Origin of the sequence: Rhodococcus sp. 06-462-5, assembly GCF_002258315.1 — a bacterium.
Taxonomy (GTDB): Bacteria; Actinomycetota; Actinomycetes; order Mycobacteriales; family Mycobacteriaceae; genus Rhodococcoides.
In genome coordinates this window covers 55,584-77,262 of sequence record NZ_NOYD01000005.1, presented here as the reverse complement: position 1 = coordinate 77,262, position 21,679 = coordinate 55,584, and the positions used below count along the sequence as shown (strand labels likewise).

At 64.9% G+C, this 21,679-nt stretch carries 22 protein-coding genes and 1 riboswitch; of the genes, 15 read left to right on the top strand and 7 right to left on the bottom strand.

Going from position 1 to position 21,679, the window contains the following annotated elements; translation table 11 throughout:
* Window positions 1-20: 20 nt before the first annotated feature.
* Window positions 21-143, bottom strand: a riboswitch (SAM riboswitch).
* Between the two features lie 334 nt (window positions 144-477).
* Window positions 478-1,620: an MFS transporter gene (locus CH251_RS02750; RefSeq protein ID WP_094611926.1), complete on the top strand. Its 1,143-nt coding sequence runs from the start codon at window positions 478-480 to the stop codon at window positions 1,618-1,620.
* 9 nt (window positions 1,621-1,629) lie between these two features.
* Here CH251_RS02750 and CH251_RS02745 read toward each other — a convergent pair whose 3' ends face one another.
* Entirely contained in the window at window positions 1,630-2,673 is a 1,044-nt protein-coding gene (locus tag CH251_RS02745) for an ABC transporter substrate-binding protein (RefSeq protein WP_094611744.1), read from the bottom strand.
* A gap of 172 nt (window positions 2,674-2,845) precedes the next feature.
* Between CH251_RS02745 and CH251_RS02740 the strand changes: the two genes are divergently transcribed.
* From CH251_RS02740 to yhjD, 9 genes are all read left to right on the top strand, one after another.
* Window positions 2,846-3,520, top strand: coding sequence for a response regulator transcription factor (locus CH251_RS02740; RefSeq protein WP_094611743.1), 675 nt, complete (start codon window positions 2,846-2,848; stop codon window positions 3,518-3,520).
* Window positions 3,517-4,491, top strand: coding sequence for an ATP-binding protein (locus tag CH251_RS02735; protein ID WP_094611742.1), 975 nt, complete (start codon window positions 3,517-3,519; stop codon window positions 4,489-4,491). The genes CH251_RS02740 and CH251_RS02735 overlap by 4 nt, the downstream gene beginning before the upstream one ends.
* A gap of 88 nt (window positions 4,492-4,579) precedes the next feature.
* Window positions 4,580-6,010 carry a DUF4153 domain-containing protein gene (locus tag CH251_RS02730; RefSeq protein WP_094611741.1) on the top strand — a complete coding sequence of 477 codons (1,431 nt, stop codon included), beginning with the start codon at window positions 4,580-4,582 and terminating at the stop codon, window positions 6,008-6,010.
* 39 nt (window positions 6,011-6,049) lie between these two features.
* The gene (locus CH251_RS02725; protein WP_094611740.1) at window positions 6,050-6,334 is read left to right on the top strand and encodes a DUF6412 domain-containing protein; all 285 of its coding nucleotides are present in this window, start codon (window positions 6,050-6,052) and stop codon (window positions 6,332-6,334) included.
* Between the two features lie 62 nt (window positions 6,335-6,396).
* Window positions 6,397-6,735 carry a DUF6412 domain-containing protein gene (locus CH251_RS02720; RefSeq protein WP_094611739.1) on the top strand — a complete coding sequence of 113 codons (339 nt, stop codon included), beginning with the start codon at window positions 6,397-6,399 and terminating at the stop codon, window positions 6,733-6,735.
* Window positions 6,736-6,798: 63 nt separating this feature from the next.
* Entirely contained in the window at window positions 6,799-7,701 is a 903-nt protein-coding gene (gene yidC, locus CH251_RS02715) for a membrane protein insertase YidC (RefSeq protein WP_094611738.1), read from the top strand.
* A 19-nt stretch (window positions 7,702-7,720) separates the two neighbouring features.
* The gene (locus CH251_RS02710; RefSeq protein ID WP_373454904.1) at window positions 7,721-8,581 is read left to right on the top strand and encodes an exodeoxyribonuclease III; all 861 of its coding nucleotides are present in this window, start codon (window positions 7,721-7,723) and stop codon (window positions 8,579-8,581) included.
* 72 nt (window positions 8,582-8,653) lie between these two features.
* On the top strand, window positions 8,654-9,694 hold the full coding sequence (trpS, locus tag CH251_RS02705; protein ID WP_094611737.1) for a tryptophan--tRNA ligase: 1,041 nt from the start codon (window positions 8,654-8,656) through the stop codon (window positions 9,692-9,694).
* A gap of 114 nt (window positions 9,695-9,808) precedes the next feature.
* Complete coding sequence (gene yhjD / locus CH251_RS02700; RefSeq protein WP_179273569.1) at window positions 9,809-10,828, top strand: inner membrane protein YhjD; 1,020 nt, start codon at window positions 9,809-9,811, stop codon at window positions 10,826-10,828.
* Between the two features lie 32 nt (window positions 10,829-10,860).
* Here yhjD and CH251_RS02695 read toward each other — a convergent pair whose 3' ends face one another.
* Window positions 10,861-12,174, bottom strand: coding sequence for a D-alanyl-D-alanine carboxypeptidase family protein (locus CH251_RS02695; protein WP_094611735.1), 1,314 nt, complete (start codon window positions 12,172-12,174; stop codon window positions 10,861-10,863).
* A 244-nt stretch (window positions 12,175-12,418) separates the two neighbouring features.
* Here CH251_RS02695 and CH251_RS02690 point away from each other — a divergent pair, with 244 nt between their 5' ends.
* The gene (locus CH251_RS02690) at window positions 12,419-12,820 is read left to right on the top strand and encodes a hypothetical protein (protein WP_094611734.1); all 402 of its coding nucleotides are present in this window, start codon (window positions 12,419-12,421) and stop codon (window positions 12,818-12,820) included.
* Between the two features lie 37 nt (window positions 12,821-12,857).
* Here CH251_RS02690 and CH251_RS02685 read toward each other — a convergent pair whose 3' ends face one another.
* From CH251_RS02685 to CH251_RS02675, 3 genes are read right to left on the bottom strand one after another with little or no spacing between them, the layout of a single operon-like run.
* Window positions 12,858-13,520 carry a response regulator transcription factor gene (locus tag CH251_RS02685; protein WP_094611733.1) on the bottom strand — a complete coding sequence of 221 codons (663 nt, stop codon included), beginning with the start codon at window positions 13,518-13,520 and terminating at the stop codon, window positions 12,858-12,860.
* Window positions 13,505-14,974, bottom strand: coding sequence for a cell wall metabolism sensor histidine kinase WalK (locus tag CH251_RS02680; protein ID WP_094611732.1), 1,470 nt, complete (start codon window positions 14,972-14,974; stop codon window positions 13,505-13,507). The genes CH251_RS02685 and CH251_RS02680 overlap by 16 nt, the downstream gene beginning before the upstream one ends.
* Before the next feature lie 24 nt (window positions 14,975-14,998).
* Window positions 14,999-15,331 carry a hypothetical protein gene (locus CH251_RS02675; protein WP_094611731.1) on the bottom strand — a complete coding sequence of 111 codons (333 nt, stop codon included), beginning with the start codon at window positions 15,329-15,331 and terminating at the stop codon, window positions 14,999-15,001.
* A gap of 212 nt (window positions 15,332-15,543) precedes the next feature.
* On the opposite strand from CH251_RS02675, the gene CH251_RS02670 reads away from it, so the two are divergent.
* From CH251_RS02670 to CH251_RS02655, 4 genes are all read left to right on the top strand, one after another.
* Window positions 15,544-16,548, top strand: a complete 1,005-nt coding sequence (locus CH251_RS02670) for a substrate-binding domain-containing protein (RefSeq protein WP_094611730.1) — start codon at window positions 15,544-15,546, stop codon at window positions 16,546-16,548.
* Between the two features lie 29 nt (window positions 16,549-16,577).
* Entirely contained in the window at window positions 16,578-17,636 is a 1,059-nt protein-coding gene (locus tag CH251_RS02665; RefSeq protein ID WP_094611729.1) for an ABC transporter permease, read from the top strand.
* 2 nt (window positions 17,637-17,638) lie between these two features.
* Window positions 17,639-18,421 (top strand): ATP-binding cassette domain-containing protein, encoded by a 783-nt coding sequence (locus tag CH251_RS02660; RefSeq protein ID WP_094611924.1) that lies wholly within the window; start codon window positions 17,639-17,641, stop codon window positions 18,419-18,421.
* A gap of 95 nt (window positions 18,422-18,516) precedes the next feature.
* A complete protein-coding gene (locus tag CH251_RS02655) occupies window positions 18,517-19,722 on the top strand; it encodes an acyl-CoA dehydrogenase family protein (protein ID WP_094611728.1) in 1,206 nt (401 codons plus the stop codon).
* A 63-nt stretch (window positions 19,723-19,785) separates the two neighbouring features.
* Here CH251_RS02655 and CH251_RS02650 read toward each other — a convergent pair whose 3' ends face one another.
* A complete protein-coding gene (locus CH251_RS02650) occupies window positions 19,786-20,568 on the bottom strand; it encodes a succinate dehydrogenase iron-sulfur subunit (RefSeq protein WP_037188150.1) in 783 nt (260 codons plus the stop codon).
* Window position 20,569: 1 nt separating this feature from the next.
* Window positions 20,570-21,679, bottom strand: a 1,110-nt coding sequence (locus CH251_RS02645; RefSeq protein ID WP_143544960.1) for an FAD-binding protein, incomplete at its 5' end; no start/stop codon positions are given.

Here is a 21,679-nt window from a genome sequence, read left to right as displayed (position 1 = left end):
CAGTGGGTCCGCTTCCTGCGGACCCGCGCTTGTCGATACGGCACTCGCATGCCGGACCGGCCCGGTCGTTCACCCGGGGCACCCCACCGCGGTTGGAGGGTTGCCGGCCAGCAAGCCGGGGCTCGATGCTGGCACTCATGACCTGGCGAATATCCTAGCGGGTGACGGCACATAACCGGAACAAGGGCTCGGCCGGAACTCGAGCAGATGCTCGGGTGAGGACTATCACCGCTCATAGACGCGAAAACGAGCCACCTTCGGGAAGACAATTGACCGGAGCGACGTTCCTGCTTCGGTCGGCCTCCGATCGCAGGCTCGACTCCCGGCCGCTTCTTCTGCCCCCGATTCGCACACGAAGGTTGTACTGCTGTGACTGTCACCGATTCCGCTCTTGCCCGAGTCAGCGCTGTGCGCGGCAAGGTGTCGAGTGGCCTGAGTGTCAGTCACCGACCGCACTCGACCCGACGCAAGCTCGCGATGCTGGCACTGTCCATCGGCGGCTTCGGGATCGGCACCACGGAGTTCGCATCGATGGGTCTGTTGCCGGACATCGCCACGACGATGGGGATCTCCGAGCCCTCGGCCGGCCACATGATCTCCGCGTACGCGCTCGGCGTCGTCGTCGGCGCTCCCACCATCGCCGCCCTTGCGGCACGTGTGCCCCGGCGGATGTTGCTGCTGGCGCTGATGGTGGCCTTCACTCTGGGCAACCTCGGTACGGTCTTCGCGCCCAGTTTCAACGAATTGGTGGCCTCGCGATTCGTTGCCGGTCTGCCGCACGGCGCGTACTTCGGTGTTGCGGCTCTGGTGGCCGCCCACCTCGCCGAACCCGGCAAGCGAGCCAAGGCCGTGGCGATGGTCATGATGGGACTCTCGGTCGCCAACGTCGTCGGCGTACCGGTGGCGACGTGGATCGGGCAGGCCCTGGGGTGGCGCAGTGCATTCACTCTCGTGGCGGTCATCGGTGCGCTCACCGTCGCTGCGCTGGCTCTGTGGATGCCACGACTCGACGCGATGCCGACCACCAGCCCCATCACCGAGCTGGGCGCACTGCGTCGCAGCCAGGTGTGGATGACCCTGTTCGTGGGCATCGTCGGATTCGGCGGCATGTTCGCGGTGTACACCTACATCGCATCGACTCTGACCGACGTGGCCGGTCTGGCCCGCGCCCTCGTCCCCGTGGCCCTGATGATCTACGGACTCGGAATGGTCGCCGGAAACTACGCGGGCGGATGGCTCGCCGACCGGTACCAGCTCAAGGGCACCTTCGTCGGCCTGGCCGCCACTGCTGTGTTCCTTGCGGTGTTCGTCGTGGCCGCACACAATCCGATCAGCGCCCTACTGCTGGTGTTCCTCATCGGCGCGTCCGGATCCTCGGTGGTGCCCGGTCTGCAAACGAGGTTGATGGATGTGGCCGAGGACGCCCAGACGCTCGCCGCATCGCTCAACCATGCCGCGTTCAACCTGGCCAACGCCATCGGAGCTGCCGTCGGTGGTGCCGTGATCGCCGCAGGATTCGGCTACACGGCACCCGCCGCCGTCGGCTCGGGCCTGGCGGTGGCCGGTCTCGGTGTACTGGCCACCGCCATGTGGATGGACAAGCGTTCCGCCGCTCGGTAGCGCCCGGGATCAGCCGGTGATCGTCGCTGCCGATCCACCGAGGGCTTCGTCCAGCGCCGGGGTCAGCTTGTCGATGACGTACGGCAGGCTGAGCACGCTGGTGAAGTAGATCGCGCCCGCCGTCACGCCGTCGGTGAACACGAGGTTGCCGTCCTTCACCGGCTCGAGGGCGTCGTACACCGCTTCCTTCTCCAATTCGGCGCGGTCGCCCGGGCCTTCGGTTCCCCAGATCAGCACGTCGGCCGCATTGAGAACCGACAGATTCTCCAGCGGGATGCTCGCCTGGCCGCCGCCGTCCGCCGGAACGTAGGCGTCGATGTCGTCGGGAATGACAAATCCCATTTTGGTCAGGAAGTCCGTGCTCAACCCGTTCTGGTACGCGATCGCTTTGCCCTCGTAGAACGCGTTCTGGAGGAAGATCGCCTTCTTGCCTGCGAATTCGGGGTGCGCGGCCGCGGCGTCGGCGAACTTCTGATTCACGCCGTCGATCAACGCGTCGACCTCGCTCTTCTGGCCCAATGCGCGGCCGATTTTCTCCGCCTGGACGTCCCAGGGCTCGAAGTAGGCAGTCGATGCGTCGGACTGTGCGAGCGTCGGTGCGATGTCGCTGAGCACGCTGTAGCTCTCCGCAGTGAGGCCCGCATTGGTGGCGATGATCAGATCGGGCTCGAGTGCGGCGATCTTCTCCGTCTCGAATCCGTCGTCGTTCGAGAGCACTTCGGGCTGCGCGTCGCCCAGCGCGGCCTGGGCCCAGGGCCAGGTGGCGTAGGGCTGGTCGCCGTACCACTCGGTGACGCCGACGGGTATCACGCCGAGTGCCAGAACCGTGTCCTGCTCGGTGTATCCGGCCACCACGATGCGAGTGGGCTCTTCCGGGACGACGGTCTCACCGAACGCGTGCTCGATGGCGACCGGGAAGGCCGCCGAATCGGAGGATGTACTGGCCGTCGGTGACGCCTCGTCGGCGGAGTTCGAGCATGCAGTCAGCATCCCCGCGGTGGTCAGCGCGATCGCGCACACCGCCAAGGTTCGGTGAAGTGGTCGGATGTGCATCGAGACGCCTTTCGTGAGGGTTGGCTAACACCGGGAAGGGTAGCCCACCCTAATTTCGATGTGTGACCGCGCTCGGTTGCCGCTGCGACGCCGAACGCCCTGCTCGAACCTTCACCGAACCTCCACATTTCCCGACGGGCTCCTCCATGTACGCCCTCTAGGGTCAGTTCTCATGAGCCGCACAGTTCTCGTCGTCGACGACGAGCCCACGATCTCCGAGGCCGTTGCTGCTCGGCTGCGCGGCGAAGGGTACGAGGTCGTCACGGCCGCCGACGGCCCGTCTGCCGTCGACGCGTGCGCCCGGATCGATCCCGACGTAGTGGTGCTCGATCTGATGCTGCCCGGGTTCGACGGACTCGAAGTGTGCCGCCGTATCCAGGCGGCCCGCCCGGTGCCGGTGTTGATGTTGACGGCCAAGTCCGACGAGACGGACATGCTCGTCGGCCTGGGCGTCGGCGCCGACGACTACCTGGGTAAGCCGTTCAGTATGCGCGAGTTGGTCGCTCGCGTGCACGCCCTGGTTCGGCGTGCCGAGCGTACGGTGGCCGCCGAACCCCAGGCAGTTCGAGTCGGTGACGTGCAGATCGATCACCGCGAACGGCGGGTGACCAATCCCTCCGGTGACATCCATTTGACCAGAACCGAATTCGATATCCTCGCCTACTTGGCCGCCCGGCCGCGTACGGCGGTCTCGCGCGAAACGCTGCTGTCGGAACTGTGGGGCTGGGACGATTCGGCCAGCAGCAGGACGGTCGATTCTCACGTGAAAGCGTTGCGTCGCAAACTCGGTGGCGATCTCATCCGCACCGTGCACGGCGTGGGCTACGCCGTGGAGTCGCCGCGATGACGCGAATGCTGCCGCGCCCGTTGGATCCGTTGCGGTCGTTCAAGCTCAAGGTCTCACTCGTCGTGGGCATCGTGCTGGTGCTCGCGAGCGTCGTCTTCTGGATCGGAGCGGGTTGGCAGTTTCGCTACACCCTCCTCGCAGCGCTGGTCGTGTCCTTGGCCGCAACACAATTCGTCGCCCACGGGATGACGTCACCGCTGCGCGAAATGACATCGGCCGCCAAAGCAATGGCGCGAGGCGATTATTCGACGCGAGTGCGGGCAACATCCAGGGACGAGGTGGGCGAGCTCGCCACGGCGTTCAACACCATGGCAAGTGATCTCGAAGCCGCCGAGAAGTACCGCCGCGAACTCATCGGCAATGTCTCGCACGAGTTGAAGACGCCCATCGCTGCCCTGCGTGCAGTGCTCGAGAACGTGGTCGACGGGGTCACCGACGCTGATCCCGCAACGCTGGCGGTGGCGTTGCGCCAAACCGAGAGACTCGGAGATCTGGTCAGCGAACTGCTCGACCTGTCGCGGGTGGAGGGCGGTGTGCTCACCATTGCCCCGGAGGAGTTCGCGGTTCGGCAATTCCTCGAGGATGCGACAGCCGTTCACCGAGAACGAGTGTCGATCGTCGTCTCGCCCGGTGATTCGACTGTGGTGGCCGACCGATCTCGCATGACACAGGTGATCACCAACCTCGTCGACAACGCCGTGCGGCATTCCCCCCATTCGAGCACCGTGACGGTACGGGCCCATCGGATCGGTGGAGCGTATGCATTCGACGTCGTCGACCAGGGTCCAGGCATCGCGCTCGCCGATCGCCACGCGGTGTTCGACCGATTCACCCGCGGCGGATCCACCGACGGCGGAACAGGTCTGGGCCTCGGCATCGCCCGCTGGGCCACCGAACTGCACGGCGGAACCATCGAAGTCCTCGACAGCGAATTCGGCTGCCACATCAGAGTGGCCATCCCCGAGCACTGACTCTCTCGATCCACCCGAAACGCGACTGCATGTCCCCGTACCGCAGCCGCCGACCTTCCATGCCCGAAACACAGAAGAAGGAAGCGCCATGACCACGATCGACACTCCGGTAGACCCGATAGCGAAGCACGGTCACTCTTTCTGGGGGCCTCGCACCTGGCCGGTGCTGCGGTATGCGCAGGCTCCTCGTGCGGCGCTGATCGGATCCGCTGTCGCCGCGCTGATCGGTTCGGTGACGTTGGTGGACAACACATTCGGTGTGCTGATCACTGCCCTCGCCTTCGTGGCCGTCGTGCTCGCAGCGCGCAGCGGCAGACTCACGCCGTGGGAATGGGCAGGAGTGGCAGGAGTGCTGGCATTGGCGAGCGTGTCTGCGCTGCGAGCGGCCGAGTGGATCGTGACGATGTCGACGACGCTCGCCATCGTGGTCGCAATGGTGGTGCTCTCTCGTGCCTGGACGTGGACGGGAATCGCACTCGGCGCTCTGGTGCCGGTGTTTCTGCCGCTGCGCGTGGCTCGGTGGACCCGACGCGGAGCCGGTTCGATCGATCTGGAGGGGCCACGGCCGGTGCGGATCGGCATGGTCTCGGTTGTCACGATCGCGCTCCTGGTCGTGTTCGCAGCGTTGTTCGGTGCGGCCGACAAGCGTTTTGCGGATGCGCTGAGTGCGGTGACACCCGAGTTCGATGCCGCGTCCGTCGTCGGGCGCATTCTCGTCTTCGTGCTCACCGCAGCAGGTGCGCTCGCCGTCGCCTACGTCGCGCTGCATCCGCCTCGGTTCGATCGCCTCGCACCGTCGCCGCGTCGAACAGTGCAGTTGTGGGAGTGGATGGTTCCCCTCGGGGCGGTGGTGGCCCTGTTCGTCGTGTTCGTCGGGTTCCAGGTGCCGACGCTGTTCGGCGGGCAGGGGCACGTCCTCACCACCGAGGGGCTGACCAACGCCGAATACGCCCGGCAGGGCTTCTGGCAATTGCTCGCGGTCACGGTACTGACACTGCTCGTCATCGCTGTGACGGTCGCGAAGGCTCGTCGACAAGACCGGGGAGATCGAATTGCACTGCGGGCGTTGCTCGGAGCGCTGTGCCTGCTGTCGTTGGTGATCGTTGCGTCGGCCCTGCATCGAATGTCGTTGTACGAGCAGCAGTACGGCTACACGACGCTCAGGTTGTTCGTCACGGCTGTCGAGTGGTGGCTGGGATCGGTGTTCGTACTGGTTCTGGTGTCGGGCGTGCGGATGTCGGGGCGCTGGCTACCGAGAGCCGTGGGCGTCGGTGCCGTTCTGACCGTCCTCGCGCTGGCCGCCCTGAACCCGGATGCGTACATCGCCCGGCACAACGTCGATCGCTTCGAGCAGACCGGACGCATCGATACGTCCTACGTGGGTGGGTTGTCGGCCGACGCCGACGCGGAGCTCGACCGACTGCCCGAGTACGTGCGTCCGTGTGTACAGGCTCGCGGTCCGGTGTTACTCGGCGATACCTGGCACCTGTGCACGGACCCCTCCGTATCTGTACCCTGAGCAACGACTCGGATCAGCGGCACACCAGGGAGGTGCGGAATGAGATACCAGAGCATGGTCGTCACTTCGCTTCTCCTCGTGTCGCTGTACCTGACGATGCCGACCGCAACCACAGACGTGGCTCTGATTCTCGTCGCGGCGCTGGCCACGCTGATGGTGCTCGCGCACCGTGTCGATGTTCCGGCACTGCTGCGGTCACTACCGAATGTCGGCCCCACCGCAGAGGAACGCCACCTTCGAGGTGCGTTCCGGCGTCAACATCGCCCGGATGCTCCGGGCCGACCGCAGCCACGCGCACCCGGTGCATCGGTGGGGGCACTCTAACTCGAAAGTTCCCCCACGCCTTGGCAACCCGTTGTCCGCAAGGCTGTCACGAGGAACCGAAAATGCTCGATTCTCGAACCCTTCACCCGACGATTCGACGCGACGCCGGGACACTGGTCGGCGTCCTGGCCGTCCTGCTCGTCGTCTTCGCTGTCGTCGACGCACAACCCGCCGCACAGATAGCGATGTTCGGTGCGTTGGTCGCGGCGTCCCTGGTCGTCCTCGGTGCGCCGTCCGGCCTCGCAGTGATCGCACCGCCGGCGTCGTGCGCTGCAGGCGCGGACGGGCGGCGACTTCGGGGATCGTTCCGCAGGCAACAGCAACCCGATGCGCCGGGTCGCCCCATGCCCAGAGCGCCCGGTCCGGTCCATGGACCGGACCGGTGGCTCCAGTTCTCCTGAGCCACTGCGAGATCCGGTCGAGATGCCAACCGACCGACTTCTCTCACAGTGAGGTGCTCCACCATGCTCGATTTCGTCTACTATCCCGTTTCCGCGGTGCTGTGGTTCTGGCACAGAGTCTTCGGGTCCGTGCTCGGCCCCGACAACGGATTCGCCTGGGCCCTGGCGGTGATATTCCTGGTCTTCACGCTGCGTGCGCTGCTGATCAAGCCGTTCGTCAGCCAGATTCGTTCGCAGCTAGCCATGAAAAGGCTCCGACCACAGATCGAGGCCGTACAGAAGAAGTACTCCGGGGACCGCGCTCGCCAGGCAACCGAGATGCGGAAATTGCAGCAGGAACACGGTTTCAACCCCCTGATGGGGTGCCTGCCCCTGCTGGCGCAGGGACCGGTCTTCATCGGACTGCTGCACGTGTTGCGTTCGTTCAACCGAACCGGAACCGGATTCGGTCATCTCGGTATGACGGCGCAGGAGAATGCGAACACCGCGAACTACGTCTTCAGCGCCGCCGATGTGCAGTCCTTTCTCGACGCACGGCTCTTCGGCGCGCCGATCTCGGCTGCCGTCAACAGCTCTCGGGAGGTGCTCGAGGCCTTCGGTCCGTTCGGGGGAGTGCCGTCGGTGTGGAGCATCGCGTTCGTCGCGGTCCCGTTGATGATCGTCGCCGCGGGGGCCACGCACATGAACTCGCGGGCGTCCGTCGCCCGGCAGGACGCAGCGGCGCTCGCCAACCCCCAGACCGCGATCATGAACAAGCTCGTGCTCTGGGTGTTCCCGGCGGGCGTGCTCGTCGGTGGGCCGGTACTTCCGGTTGCGGTGTTGCTGTACTGGGTGAGCAACAACATCTGGACCTACGCCCAGCAGCACCTCGTCTACCGACGCATCGACCGAGAACCGAGTGTCGAGCCGGAGGCGACATCGGCGGTCACCGCGCCGAAACCCGGAGCCAAGCCGAGGCGTCGATAGCCGGCCTGCAGGAATGACCATGGATGAACGGCCCAGCTGCCGTCTGTCGGTGGGCTCCGCTACCGTCGTCGGCGTGCCGATCACTGTTTCCACTGTCAACGTCAACGGAATTCGCGCAGCTGTTCGCAAGGGCATGCTGCCGTGGCTCGAGGCCACCGATGCCGATGTCATCTGCCTGCAGGAAACCCGCGCCAACGACGGGGAACTGACGAAGGCGCTGGCCCCGGCCCTCGATGTGGGCTGGCATCTGGCTTCGGCCGAGCCGTCCGCGAAGGGCCGCAACGGTGTGGCCTTGTTGTCGAAGGCGGCTCCCGATGCGATTCGCACCGGTATCGGGGCCGTCGAGTTCGCCGATGCCGGTCGCTACATCGAGGGCGACTTCGGCGACGTCACCGTCGCCAGCCTGTATCTGCCGTCGGGCGAGGTGGGTACCGAGCGTCAGGACGAGAAGGAACGTTTCATGGCGGCGTTCGCGAAGTATCTGGCGAAGACGGCCAAGGCCGCGAAGTCCGACAATCGCGACGTGGTGGTGTGCGGCGATTGGAACATCGCCCATACCGAGGCCGACCTCAAGGCGTGGAAGACCAACCGGAAGAACTCCGGCTTCCTGCCCGAGGAACGCGAGTGGGTGACGCGGTTGCTCGCCGAGAAAGCCCCGTGGACCGACGTCGTACGGGCGCTGCACCCGGGTGTCGAAGGTCCGTACAGCTGGTGGTCCTACCGCGGCAAGGCCTTCGACAACGATGCCGGCTGGCGGATCGACTATCAGTTGGCCACCGGTGATCTGGCCGAGCGCGCCAAGGAAGCGATCACCGAGCGGGCCGAGGCGTACGACCAGCGATGGTCCGATCATGCTCCGGTGACAGTGCGCTACCGCTAGAGCGGAGCCTGCGGAGTGACCATCTCGGCAGGCAGGAAGTGGGCGTCGACGGGGTCGTGAAAAGATTGCGGCATGTCTTCTTCCGACTCCATCGACACTCCGCAGGGTCCGCGTCGGCGGGTGCTCTCGGGCATCCAACCGACTGCCGATTCGTTCCATCTCGGTAACTACCTGGGTGCGGTGCGGAACTGGGTGGAGTTGCAGGACGAGTTCGACGCGTTCTACTTCATCCCGGACCTGCATGCGATCACCGTTCCGCAGGATCCCAAGGAGCTTCGTCGCCGTACCCGAGTGGCCGCGGCGCAGTTGCTCGCGGTGGGCATCGATCCGAACAAGTCGACGCTGTTCGTGCAGAGTCAGGTGCCCGAGCATGCGCAGTTGGCGTGGGTTCTGAACTGCATCACCGGATTCGGTGAAGCTGCGCGGATGACGCAGTTCAAGGACAAGTCCGCCAAGCAGGGTCGCGATCACACCAGTGTCGGACTGTTCACCTACCCGATTCTGCAGGCCGCCGACATCCTGCTCTATCGGCCGAATCTGGTGCCCGTGGGTGAGGATCAGCGGCAGCACCTGGAGTTGACTCGCGATCTGGCGCAGCGTTTCAACACGCGGTTCAAGAAGACGTTCGTCGTTCCCGATGCGCACATCATCAAGGGCACGGCGAAGATCTTCGATCTGCAGGATCCCACCGCGAAGATGAGCAAGTCCTCGTCGAATCCAGCGGGCATCGTCAACATTCTCGACGATCCGAAGGTGTCGGCGAAGAAGATTCGTTCGGCAGTGACGGACAACGAGCGCGACATCGTGTTCGATCCGGAGAACAAAGCGGGCGTCAGCAACCTGCTGGTCATTCAGTCTGCGCTGTCGGGCGCGACTGTCGACGATCTCGTGGCCGGGTACGTGGGCAAGGGATACGGCGACCTCAAGTCCGACACCGCCGACGTTCTGACCGAGTTCGTCGTTCCACTCCGGGAGCGAATGGACGGGTTCATGGCCGATGTGGCCGAACTCGACCGGATCCTTGCGGCCGGTGCGGATCGAGCCAGGGAAGTGGCGAGTAGAACACTCGCTCAGGTCTACGACAGGGTGGGTTTCCTGCCGCCCGGTGCATAGCATCGACGGCACAACGAGTTTGGACGCGCTGCATTTCGGCAAGGAGTACGTCGAGGCGCAGCACCGCGGCGACACGATCCGACAGCAGGCGACGACAGCGAAAAGGTGAGTGCCATGCCCGATTTCAAGGCGATCCTCGAAGACCGGCGCAAACGGTGGCCCTGGCTCGACCATACTGTTGTTGCTGCGCAGCGGTATCAAGGTCAGAAGGGCGATTACTACGCGGCAGGTATGACGTACTTCAGTGTGTTGGCCTTGTTCCCACTGCTGATGGTCGCCTTCGCGATCGCCGGATTCGTGCTGGTGAATCAGCCCGAATGGCTTGCCGAGATCCAGTCGCAGATTGCCGAGAACGTGCCCGGCAGCTTCGGCGAGACGATCAATTCGTTGATCCAGACGGCCATCGAGTCTCGGACCAGCGTCGGCATCATCGGTCTGCTCGGTGCCCTGTATGCGGGTCTCGGTTGGATCGCAAACCTGCGCGAGGCACTGACCGCCATGTGGGAGAGCCAGCACGAGCAGGGAGGTTTTCTGGCCACCAAGGCCAAGGATTTCGCCGCGCTGCTGGGGCTGGGGACCGCGCTGGTGCTGTCGTTGGCGTTGTCGGCACTGGCCGGAGGTGGGCTGATGCGCAGCATTCTCGAGTGGGCCAATCTAGATTCCGTCCCAGGAGTGGGCGTCGCACTGCGCGTCTTCTCGGTTCTCCTCGCCCTGGCGGGCACCTGGGCGTTGTTCACCTGGGTGATCTCGCGTCTGCCGCGCGAGCCGGTCTCGTGGCACAGCGCAGCCAAAGGCGCTCTGCTCGCTGCCGTCGGGTTCGAGATCTTCAAGCAGCTCGGTGCCATCTATCTGGGATCGGTGACGAGTGGTCCCGCAGGCGTGGTCTTCGGACCCATCATCGGTCTGCTGGTGTTCGTGTTCACGACGTCACGGCTCGTGCTGTTCTCCACGTCGTTCGCCGCGACGACTCGCGAGAGCTTGGCCGAAGCTCACGTCCCGGCCCCGGAGCCGGCGGTGATCAACACGAGGGTCGAGGTCAGCGAAGGGCCGGGTGTGACGGGGGGTCTGGCGCTGGTGGGTGCCGGTGCCCTCGCCGCTCTCGGCGTCGCGGGATTGCGCAACCGACGCCGCTGATTGCTCGCAATCGCTGTATCCGAGGACCCGGTTCAGCGGTTGCGTGACAGCCGTCGAGCTCCCCACAGCAGCCCGATCACCACGATCGAACCGATGACACCTATCGCGATGCGGACGACGGTGTCGCCTTGGGCCTGCATTTCGGACTGGCGGGAGTTCGACCCGGACGCCGATGCGGGTGGCTGGGCGAGAGTCGGAGTGGCCTGGGGCGCGCGCGTACTCGTCACCGCGGACGTCGACTGCGGCTCCACGAGTTCGCCCACGCCGCGGCTGGAATCGAGCGCGAACCCGTAGTCCAACAGGCGGGCCGCTTGCTCCCACGGGCGGATCGGCAGCACGTCACCCTTCATGATCGTCACGACCAGACGCCTGCCGCCCCGTTCTGCTCCTGCGACGAACGTCTGGCGAGCATCGTCGGTGTACCCGGTCTTGCCTCCGAGAGCTCCGTCGTAGTTGTAGAGCAGCTGATTGTCGTTGGAGAGGGTGAACCCGGGCCGGTCCTGGTCGTCCGGGATCGTGGGGTCCTTCGGGTAGCCGGGAAACTGAACGGTTTCGGTCGAAATCAATTGCGCGAAAGTCGGATTGCGCATGGCCGCGCGGTAGATCAACGCCAGGTCGTAGGCAGAGCTCGCCATGCCAGGACCGTCGAGACCGGACGGCGTGGCGGTGCGGGTGTCGAGCGCACCCAGTTCTGCGGCCTTGGCATTCATCTTGTCCACGGTGGCCGCGTCCCCACCCAATTGCCTGGACAACGCATGCGCTGCATCGTTTCCCGATGCCATCACCAGGCCCTGCATCAATTGGAGATTGGTGTAGACACCGTTCTCGCCGATGCCGACGGCACTGCCCTCCGCATCGGCGTCCTCTGCGGTCGCCGTGATCTGGGAATTCAAGTTCAGCTCGTCGAGTGCGACAATCGCGAGGAGCACCTTGATCGTGCTCGCCGGCCGATGACGCCCGTGCGGATCCTTGGCGGCCAGTACTGAGCCGGAGTCCATATCGGCCACCACGAAACCGGTGGCCGAGATATCGGCAGGCAACGGGGGAGCCGCGTCCGGCAGCACCGCCCCACATTCGGCGAGCCGATCCCCGCCGACGGCCTCGGCGGGAATCGGGAGCGGTTGCGGGGCAGTGCTTCCAGGGGCCGGTACCTCGGACAGGTCGATCGCCGGGGGAGGTGACGCGGCGAACGGGCAGCTGTCGGTGTCGGGCGTCGTGAACGGCGGTGTGGTCGTCGTCGGAACCGGAGGCTCGGCGGCCGGCTGTGCCAGGGCAGGTCCAGCACCGATTCCGACGAGCGCAATCGATACCGCACATACAGCCGCAGAACTTCTGATCCTTTTCATCGCGAATCACCATAGGCGCTCCGTGGATGGTCGACGCCACGACTCACCGGCGAACTGCTACCGCGCGTCCGGTGGTCCGTTATCACTGTGCACCGCTGAATCGGCCGGTCCAGTCGACGGGTAGGCATCTGCCACCAGTATGAGAACTCGCTCATGTTGTGCTCCTTCGGTTCTCACGTTCGACCGCGATCGTTGAGTCATCACCGAAACGGTGGCCCACAGAACTCGGATCGAAGGAGCAGACATGAGAATGCCAGGAAAGTTCATGATCGTCGGTGCAGCAGCCGTTGTCGTCACCCTCGGAAGCGTCGGAGCACTCGCGATCGCCGACGACGACCCCACCCAGCAGCGCCCCTCCTCGATCTCGGTGGAACAGCCTCTGTCGGAGGCCGATTCGGCTCCGAACCCGCCGGCAGCTCCTCAGCAGCCCGCGCCGACCCAGATCCCGGACGACCGCTACGACGACGACTGGGACGACCGCAACGACGACTGGGACGATCGAAACGACGATCTGAACGGTCGTGACGACGACTGGGACGACCGCAACGACGATCTGGACGGTCGCAACGACGATCTGGACGACGACATCGACGATGACCTGGACGACGACAACGACGACAACGACGACAACGACTGGGACGACTGATACTCGGGCAGTGGCGTCGGTAATCGGCCGACGCCACTCATGTCTCGGACAGTCGGTATCCCATTCCGCGAACGGTCTCGATTCGTGCGGCACCGAATTTCGCCCGAAGGTAGCGGACGTAGACATCGACGACATTGGAGCCCGGGTCGAAGTCGTAGCCCCACACCTGCGACAGGAGTTGCTCTCGCGAGAGGACCTGGCCGGGGTGGCGCATGAAGGTCTCGGCCAAGGCGAACTCACGGGCCGACAGGTCGACGGTACGGTCTCCCACCAGAGCTCTCCGGGTACGCAGGTCGAGACTGAGGTCGGCGACCGTGAGCTGGTTGGTGTCCACGGTTCGTTTGCTGCCCAGACGAACTCGGATGCGCGCCAGCAGTTCCTCGAATCGGAACGGCTTGGCCATGTAGTCGTCGGCACCGGTTTCGAGACCGGACACCACGTCCTGGACGCTGTCGCGTGCGGTCAACACGATCACCGGTATCTCGCATTGTTCCCCGCGCAGTCGCTGCAGTACTTCGAAGCCGTCCATGATCGGCAGGCCGATGTCGAGTACCACCAGATCGAAGTCACCGCTGCGGGCGTGTTCGTATGCGGATCTGCCGTCGGAGACCGTCGTCGTGCTGAAACCGCTCGCTCTGAGCCCCTTGTGGACGAACGAGGCGATGCGGGGTTCGTCTTCGGCGATCAGGATGCGGGCCATGGTCGATCCTTCTGCAGGGGAGGGGAATCGGTCAGTGGAATCGTGATGGTGAAGGTGGCCCCGTGCCCCGGGGCGCTGCCGACACTCACCCGTCCACGGTGGGCCTGGGCGATGGCGGTGACGATGGACAGTCCGAGCCCCGCGCCCTCGGTGCGTCTGGTTCCGTTGCGACCGCGGGCGAAGCGCTCGAAGATTCGTTCCTGCTCGTCGCGCTCGATTCCCGGGCCCGAGTCGGTGACCCAGAACCGGATGTCACCGTCGGACAGTTGCGATCCGATGCCGACGCGACTGCCGGGCATGGTGTGGTGAGTTGCGTTGTCCGCCAACGCCAGCAGTGCCTGAGTCAGTCGTTGCGCGTCGAGCGGCGCGTGGACGGTTGCGCTCGCCTCCAGCACCCACTCCCGGTCGGCGAGGGTGGTCACCTTGTCGAACACGCTTCGAGTGAGCGCGTCGACATCGGTGTCCACCGGCGTGACGAAGCTCGTCTGGTCGGCCCGGGTGAGCAGCAACAGGTCGGCGACGAGTCGGTTCATCCGATCGAGTTCGTCGTCGACCAGCGCGACGGTCTCCCCAACGTCGGCGGGGTCGCCGTGGTCGAGCACATCGAGATGACCTCGGACGATGGTGATGGGAGTGCGGAGCTCGTGGCCGGCGTCGTCGAGGAATCGGCGCTGACTCGCCGCGCCGGACTCGATTCGGTCGAGCATCGAGTTCAGGGTGTCGATGAGGTCTCCGATGTCGTCGCCTCGACCCGTCGTTCTGGCGTCGGTGATTCGGCCGGACAGGTCGGTCTCGGTGATCGTTCTGGCGGTGGCGGTGATGTGTCTGATCGGCGACATGATGCGTCCCGCGACGAACCACGCCCCTACTGCCGCCAGCACCGAGGTGACGCCGCCGACGACGAGCATCAGGGTCGCGGTCTCGTCGGCCGAGGCGCGTTCCTGATCGGCGAAGTAGGCGGCGACCACGACGCCCGGCACCGAGTCGCCCGCCAGCGAGACCGGCACCGCGAGGTACACCACTTCGCCTGCCGCGCTCGAATACGAACCTTCGACCGGTGCGGTGACGGAGCCGACCTCGGCGGTGAAGCCGGTGTCGTCGGACAGTCGTACCGGCGCCTGCTGCCTGCTCTGTACGGCGAACGCGCCGTCCACGTAACCCAGGAACTTCTCGTTGGGGCGGGCGAGGTTGTAGGTGATCACCACGCGGAGCACGTCGTTGATGTCGTCGAACGGTGCGCCGGTTCCTGGATCGACACCTGCGTCGGTGAGGGTGGTGAACTCGGCGATCTCGGTGCGCAGTGATTCGCGCATGCGATTGTCGGTCGCGCGGATCATGAGCAGCCAGGTTGTCACGGTGACGGCCGCGAGAGATGCCAGCACCAGCAGCAGCACCCACGAGAAGATGCGGCTCCGAGCGCTCGTCGGGCGTAGGGCGAGCAGTCGCGTCCGCATCACGTGGTCGGTCTCGCAGCAGGGTCAGTCGTCGTCATCGTCATCCCAGTCGTCGTCGAAGTCATCGTCCCAGTCGGCAGGCGGCAGCGGCGGCGGGGGCACGAATCCGTCCGGTGCCACCGGCTCCGGGGCGGTGGCGGGCGCAGTGTTGGGCACGGTGGTGGGCGCGGGATCACCAGGTCCCGGTACAGGGGGAACGGGCCCCGGAGTACCCGGGGCGGATTGCACGGGTGCGGCGGGTGCGACGATGGGTGCGGGCAACGGGGTCTGCTCGCCCGTCGATCGAGTCGTCAGCAATGCTGCGACGAGCACGGCGAGCGTGAGCAGTCCCAGGGCCGAGACGATGATGGTTCGCACACGGACGAGTCTGACGACGGTGGATTGTGGCTACGTGAATCGGAGATGAGAGTTCTCTCATGTCCGAGGTCCGGTGCTGCGCATACCGGTTGCGTCGCCTGACGAATAATCGTCGAAGATGCGTGGCGGGTATCCATCGTTTCTTACAGTGATCAGGTCGGCGGCTCGGATTCGTCGGTGTTCGAGAGCCGGTTGTTGGAAAGGGAAGTGCAATGAGGTTTCGGCAAAGGCGCGGGCCGATCGCGGTCGGAGCGATCTGTGCGGTCGCGGCACTGACTGTCGCTGCCTGTTCGAGCACCGGTGGTGCCCCTCGCTCGTCCGACGACGGAAGCAACGCGGGCGTAGCCGATACGCCGTCGGCGACGATCGCGATGATCACGCACGAGGTTCCCGGCGACACCTTCTGGGATCTGGTTCGCAAGGGTGCCGAGGCCGCCGCAGCCAAGGACAACATCGAACTGCGTTACTCCGCAGATCCAGAAGCGCCCAACCAGGCCAACCTCGTCCAGAGTGCGATCGATTCCCAGGTCGACGGCATCGCGGTCACCCTGGCCAAGCCCGACGCGATGGCACCCTCGGTCGAGACGGCAACCGCCGCAGGCATTCCGGTGGTCGCGTTCAATTCCGGCTACGACTCCTGGAAGGACATGGGAGTGCAGCAGTACTTCGGCCAGGACGAGACCATCGCCGGACAGGCTGCCGGGGCCCGGCTCACCGAGGACGGTGCACGCAAGACCCTGTGCATCATTCAGGAGCAGGGTGCCGTGGCACTCGAGGCCCGCTGCGCCGGTGTCAGGCAAGGCTTCACCGGGGGCTCGACCGAGATCCTCAACGTCAACAGCAAGGACATGCCGTCCGTCGAGTCGACCATCACCGCCAAGCTGCAGCAGGATCCGAGCATCGACCACGTCATCGCACTGGCCGCTCCGATCGCTCTGACGGCGGTGCAGTCCAAGAACAATGCGGGCAGCGACGCCACGATCGTCACGTTCGACACCAACGCCGCACTCGTCGATTCGATCGAGTCGGGCGACGTGGCGTGGGCCATCGATCAGCAGCCCTACCTGCAGGGTTACCTGGCCATCGATTCGCTGTGGCTCTACCTCAACAACGGCAACACCATCGGCGGCGGCACCCCGGTGCTGACCGGTCCCGCGTTCATCGATACGACCAACATCGACGCGGTCGCCGAGTACGCCCGTAACGGCACGCGCTGAGTGCGTCGCCTCGGCGCGGAAGGAATCTCATGTCCACTCAGGCCGATCCGGCTCTGTCCGAACACACCGTGATCACAGACGAGCGGGTCAAGAAGCAGAAGCCGTTGCAGCGGTTGCTGATTCGCCCGGAGGTCGGGGCGCTGTTCGGCGCGGTCGCCATTTTCGTCTTCTTCTTCATCGTGGCACCGCCGTTTCGATCGCCCGAGGCTCTGGCCACCGTGCTGTACGCGTCCTCGACCATCGGCATCATGGCGATCGGTGTCTCCCTGTTGATGATCGGCGGTGAATTCGACCTCTCCACCGGGGTCGCGGTGACGTTCTCCTCGATCATGGCCTCCATGCTGGCCTACAACCTGCACCTGAACGTCTGGGCCGGCTCGGCGCTGGCGCTGCTGCTGGCACTCGCGGTCGGGTTTCTCAACGGCTACCTGGTGATGACGACCAAGATTCCGTCGTTCCTGATCACGTTGGCGTCGTTCCTGATGCTCACCGGCATCAATCTCGCCGTCACCAAGCTCGTCACCGGCCAGGTCGCCACCCCGTCCATCTCGGACATGGAGGGTTTCGACTCGGCCAAGGCAGCGTTCTCGTCCTCGTTCTCGGTGCTGGGGGTCTCGGTCCGCATCACCGTGGTGTGGTGGATCGTGTTCACCCTCGCCGCGACCTGGGTGCTGATGAAGACCCGCATCGGCAACTGGATCTTCGCTGTCGGCGGCAACCAGGAATCGGCGCGTGCGGTCGGGGTACCGGTCACCCGGGTCAAGATCGGTTTGTTCATGTTCGTCGGCTTCTGCGCCTGGTTCGTCGGCATGCACCTGCTGTTCGCGTTCGACACCGTTCAGTCCGGCCAGGGCGTGGGCAACGAGTTCCTCTACATCATCGCCGCCGTCATCGGCGGATGCCTGCTCACCGGTGGATACGGCACGGCCGTCGGTGCCTTCATCGGAGCGTTCATCTTCGGCATGACCAACCAGGGCATCGTCTACGCAGGCTGGAACCCGGACTGGTTCAAGTTCTTCCTCGGCGCGATGCTGCTGTTCGCAGTGATCGCGAACAGCTCCTTCCGCAACTACGCGGCGAAAAGGTGACCATGACGTCTTCCGCGAACACGCCCCTGATCGAGCTGAAAGGCGTGGGCAAGAGCTACGGCAACATCATCGCCCTGCACGGGATAGACCTCCGAGTCGGTGCCGGTGAGGTCACCTGCGTTCTCGGTGACAACGGCGCGGGCAAGTCCACTCTGATCAAGATCATGTCCGGGTTGCATCGGCAGTCGGAGGGGGAATTGCTCGTCGACGGCGAGGCGACCACGTTCGGCTCTCCCAAGCAGGCGGTGGATCAGGGCATCTCCACGGTCTACCAGGACCTCGCGGTCGTGTCCCTGAGGCCGGTGTGGCGCAACTTCTTTCTCGGTCAGGAGCTGCGCAAGGGCAAGATCTTCAAGACCCTCGACACCCGAGCGATGCGCGCGAGAACCATCGACGAACTCCGCAAGATGGGTATCGATCTGCCGGATGTCGATGCCCCCATCGGCTCGCTGTCCGGTGGCCAACGTCAGTGCGTGGCCATCGCTCGCGCCATCTTCTTCGGTGCCCGAGTGCTCATTCTCGACGAGCCGACAGCCGCTCTCGGCGTCAAGCAGTCCGGCATGGTTCTCCGGTACATCTCGGCAGCCCGGGAGAAGGGCTTCGGCGTCGTGTTCATCACCCACAATCCTCATCACGCGTACATGGTCGGCGACCACTTCGTCCTCCTCGATCGTGGACGTCAGACATTGGACTGCGCGCGCGACGACATCTCGCTCGACGACCTCACCAAGGAAATGGCAGGCGGCGACGAACTGGCGACCTTGTCCGACGAACTGCGCCGCTGACATCTCGGGGCCTCGATGCATGCGTGAGAATCGGGCGCGGCGGGTAGAAGATCGGTAGCGGTGCCCGACGGAGGTGCCAGACGAAGGAGCCGAACATGAGCGAGCACGAGCCCCTCGGACCATTGTCGCCGGACTTCCTCGAATCCGATTTCTACGGGTATCAGAGCATGCTCGACGACGCCGAGACCGAGATCGTTCTGCGTACCCGCAGGTTCCTGCAGGACGAGGTCGCGCCGCGAGCGAACGAATTCTGGGAGAAGGCCGCCTCTCCGGTGCACCTGATGCCGAAGATCGCCGAACTCGAAATCGCCGGTCTCGGCTACGGGTTCGACGATCGCAAGGCCTCGCGCAAGCTGCTCACCGGCTGGCTCGAAATGGAGTTCGCGCGGGTCGATCCGTCCACCGGAACGATGTTCAGCGTGCACAGTTCGCTGGCGATGAGCAGTATCTCGATTCTGGGGTCCGAGGAGCAGCGACAGCGCTGGTTGCCCGCCATGCGCCGAATGGAGACGATCGGCGCGTTCGGACTGTCCGAACCGCACGGTGGCTCCGACGTCGCAGGCGGACTCGAGACCACCGCTCGCCTCGACGGTGATCACTGGATCCTCAACGGCAGCAAGCGCTGGATCGGAAACGCCACCTTCGCAGACCTGACCATCGTGTTCGCCAAGGACGAGGCCGACGGCGAGGTCAAGGGTTTCGTCGTCGAGCAGGGATTCGAGGGGTTCCGGGCCGAGAAGATCGAGGGCAAGTACTCGCTCCGCGCGGTCGAGAACGCGGACATCCATCTGGAGAACTGCCGAGTCCCGGTCGCCAACAAGCTGGCCGAGGCCAACTCGTTCGCCGACACCGCGAAGGTGCTCCGTCTGACCCGCGGAGGAGTGGCGTTCCAGGCGGTGGGCGTGATGATGGGTGCGTACGAGCGGGCCGTGGCCTATGCGCGCGAACGCGAACAGTTCGGATCCCCGATCGCGTCGTTCCAGCTGATCTCCGACCTGATCGCCCGCATGACGGCGAACATCACCGCCTCGCTCGGCATGGCGATTCGTGTTTCTCAGCTGCAGGGCAATGGCGTCCACCACGACGAACATGCGGCGCTGGCCAAGACGTTCTGTACGACGCGGCTGCGCGAGGTCGTCGGCTGGGCCCGAGAGATCCTGGGCGGCAACGGAATTCTCATCGAGCACGACGTCATCAGATTCTTCGCCGACGCCGAGGCCCTGTACTCCTACGAGGGGACCGCGCAGATCAACAACCTGATCGTCGGCCGCGGAGTGACGGGCTTCGGCGCGTTCGTCTGACACAGAACGTAAAGCGCCCCTTCGCGTGTGCGAAGGGGCGCTTTACGTCGGGGCGAGAGGCTGTCAGCGTGCGAACAGCAACGCGCGCTTGACTTCCTGGATCGCCTTGGTCACCTGGATGCCGCGAGGGCATGCGTCGGTGCAGTTGAAGGTGGTGCGGCAACGCCACACACCCTCGACATCGTTGAGGATGTCCAGACGCTCGGTTGCACCCTCGTCACGGCTGTCGAAGATGAACCGGTGCGCGTTGACGATGGCGGCCGGACCGAAGTAGCTGCCGTCGCTCCAGAACACGGGGCACGAGGTGGTGCAGCACGCGCACAGGATGCACTTGGTGGTGTCGTCGAACCGGGCGCGGTCCGCTGCGGACTGGATCCGCTCGCGGGTCGGCTCGTTGCCCGTCGTCATCAGGAACGGCTTCACGGCGCGGAACGCGTCGAAGAAGGGTTCCATGTCGACGATGAGGTCCTTCTCCACCGGCAGACCCTTGATGGGCTCGATGGTGATGTTCAGCGTCTTCGACGAGTCCTTGGGGAGCATGTCGCGCATGAGCACCTTGCAGGCGAGACGGTTGACACCGTTGATTCGCATCGCGTCACTGCCACAGACACCGTGTGCGCACGAGCGACGGAACGTCAGCGTTCCGTCCAGGTAGCCCTTCACGTACAGCAGCAGGTTGAGCAGACGGTCGGTGGCCAGGGTGGGGACCTGGAAGGTGTCCCAGCGCTGACCGTCACCGTTCTCGGGATTGAAGCGCGCGATCTTGAGGTTGACCATCACCGCGCCCTCGGGGACGGGCGGCAGGTCGGACTCGTTGGACTTCTTGTCCAGGGTGGGTGCGCTCATATCAGTACTTCCGCTCCATCGGCTCGTAGCGGGTTTGGATTACCGGCTTGTAATCCAAGCGGATCTCGGTGAGCAGACCTTCGCCCTCTTTGTAGGCCATGGTGTGCTTCATGTACTCGGCGTCGTTGCGCTCGGGGTAGTCCTCGCGAGCGTGTCCGCCGCGCGATTCCTTCCGGTTGAGTGCGCCGACGACCGTGACCTCCGCCATTTCGAGCAGGAAGCCGAGTTCGATCGCCTCGAGCAGGTCGCTGTTGTAGCGCTTGCCCTTGTCCTCGACGGTGATCTTGTTGTACCGCTCCTTGAGGGCGCGGACATCCTTGAGCGCCGTCTCGAGACGTTCCTCGGTACGGAACACCGATGCGTTGTTGTCCATCGACTGCTGCATCTCGGTGCGGATGTCGGCTGCGCGCTCGTGGCCGTGGTCCGACAGGATCAATTCGAGCCAGTCCTGGACCATCTTCGCCGGCTCCTCGGGGAGCGGGGTGAAGTCGACCGAGTTCGCGTACTCGGCCGCGGCGATGCCGGCACGACGTCCGAAGACGTTGATGTCGAGCAGCGAGTTGGTGCCGAGGCGGTTGGCTCCGTGCACGGAGACGCAGGCGCATTCGCCGGCCGCGTAGAGGCCGGGGACGATGTCCTCGTTGTTGCGCAGAACCTCGCCGCGGATCTTGGTGGGGATGCCGCCCATGACGTAGTGGCACGTCGGGTACACGGGCACCGGCTCCTTGACGGGGTCGACACCGAGATACGTGCGCGAGAACTCCATGATGTCCGGGAGCTTCTCGTCCAGAACTTCCTCGGGGATGTGCGTGACGTCGATGTAGACGTAGTCCTTGTTCGGGCCGCCGCCGCGTCCTTCGAGAACTTCGAGCACCATCGAACGCGCCACGATATCGCGGGGCGCGAGGTCCTTGATGGTCGGTGCGTAGCGCTCCATGAAGCGTTCACCCGACTCGTTTCGCAGGATGCCGCCCTCGCCGCGCACGGCCTCGGAGATGAGGATGCCCAGGCCTGCGAGACCTGTCGGGTGGAACTGGTGGAACTCCATGTCCTCCAAGGGAAGACCCTTGCGGAACACGATGCTCATGCCGTCACCGGTGAGGGTGTGGGC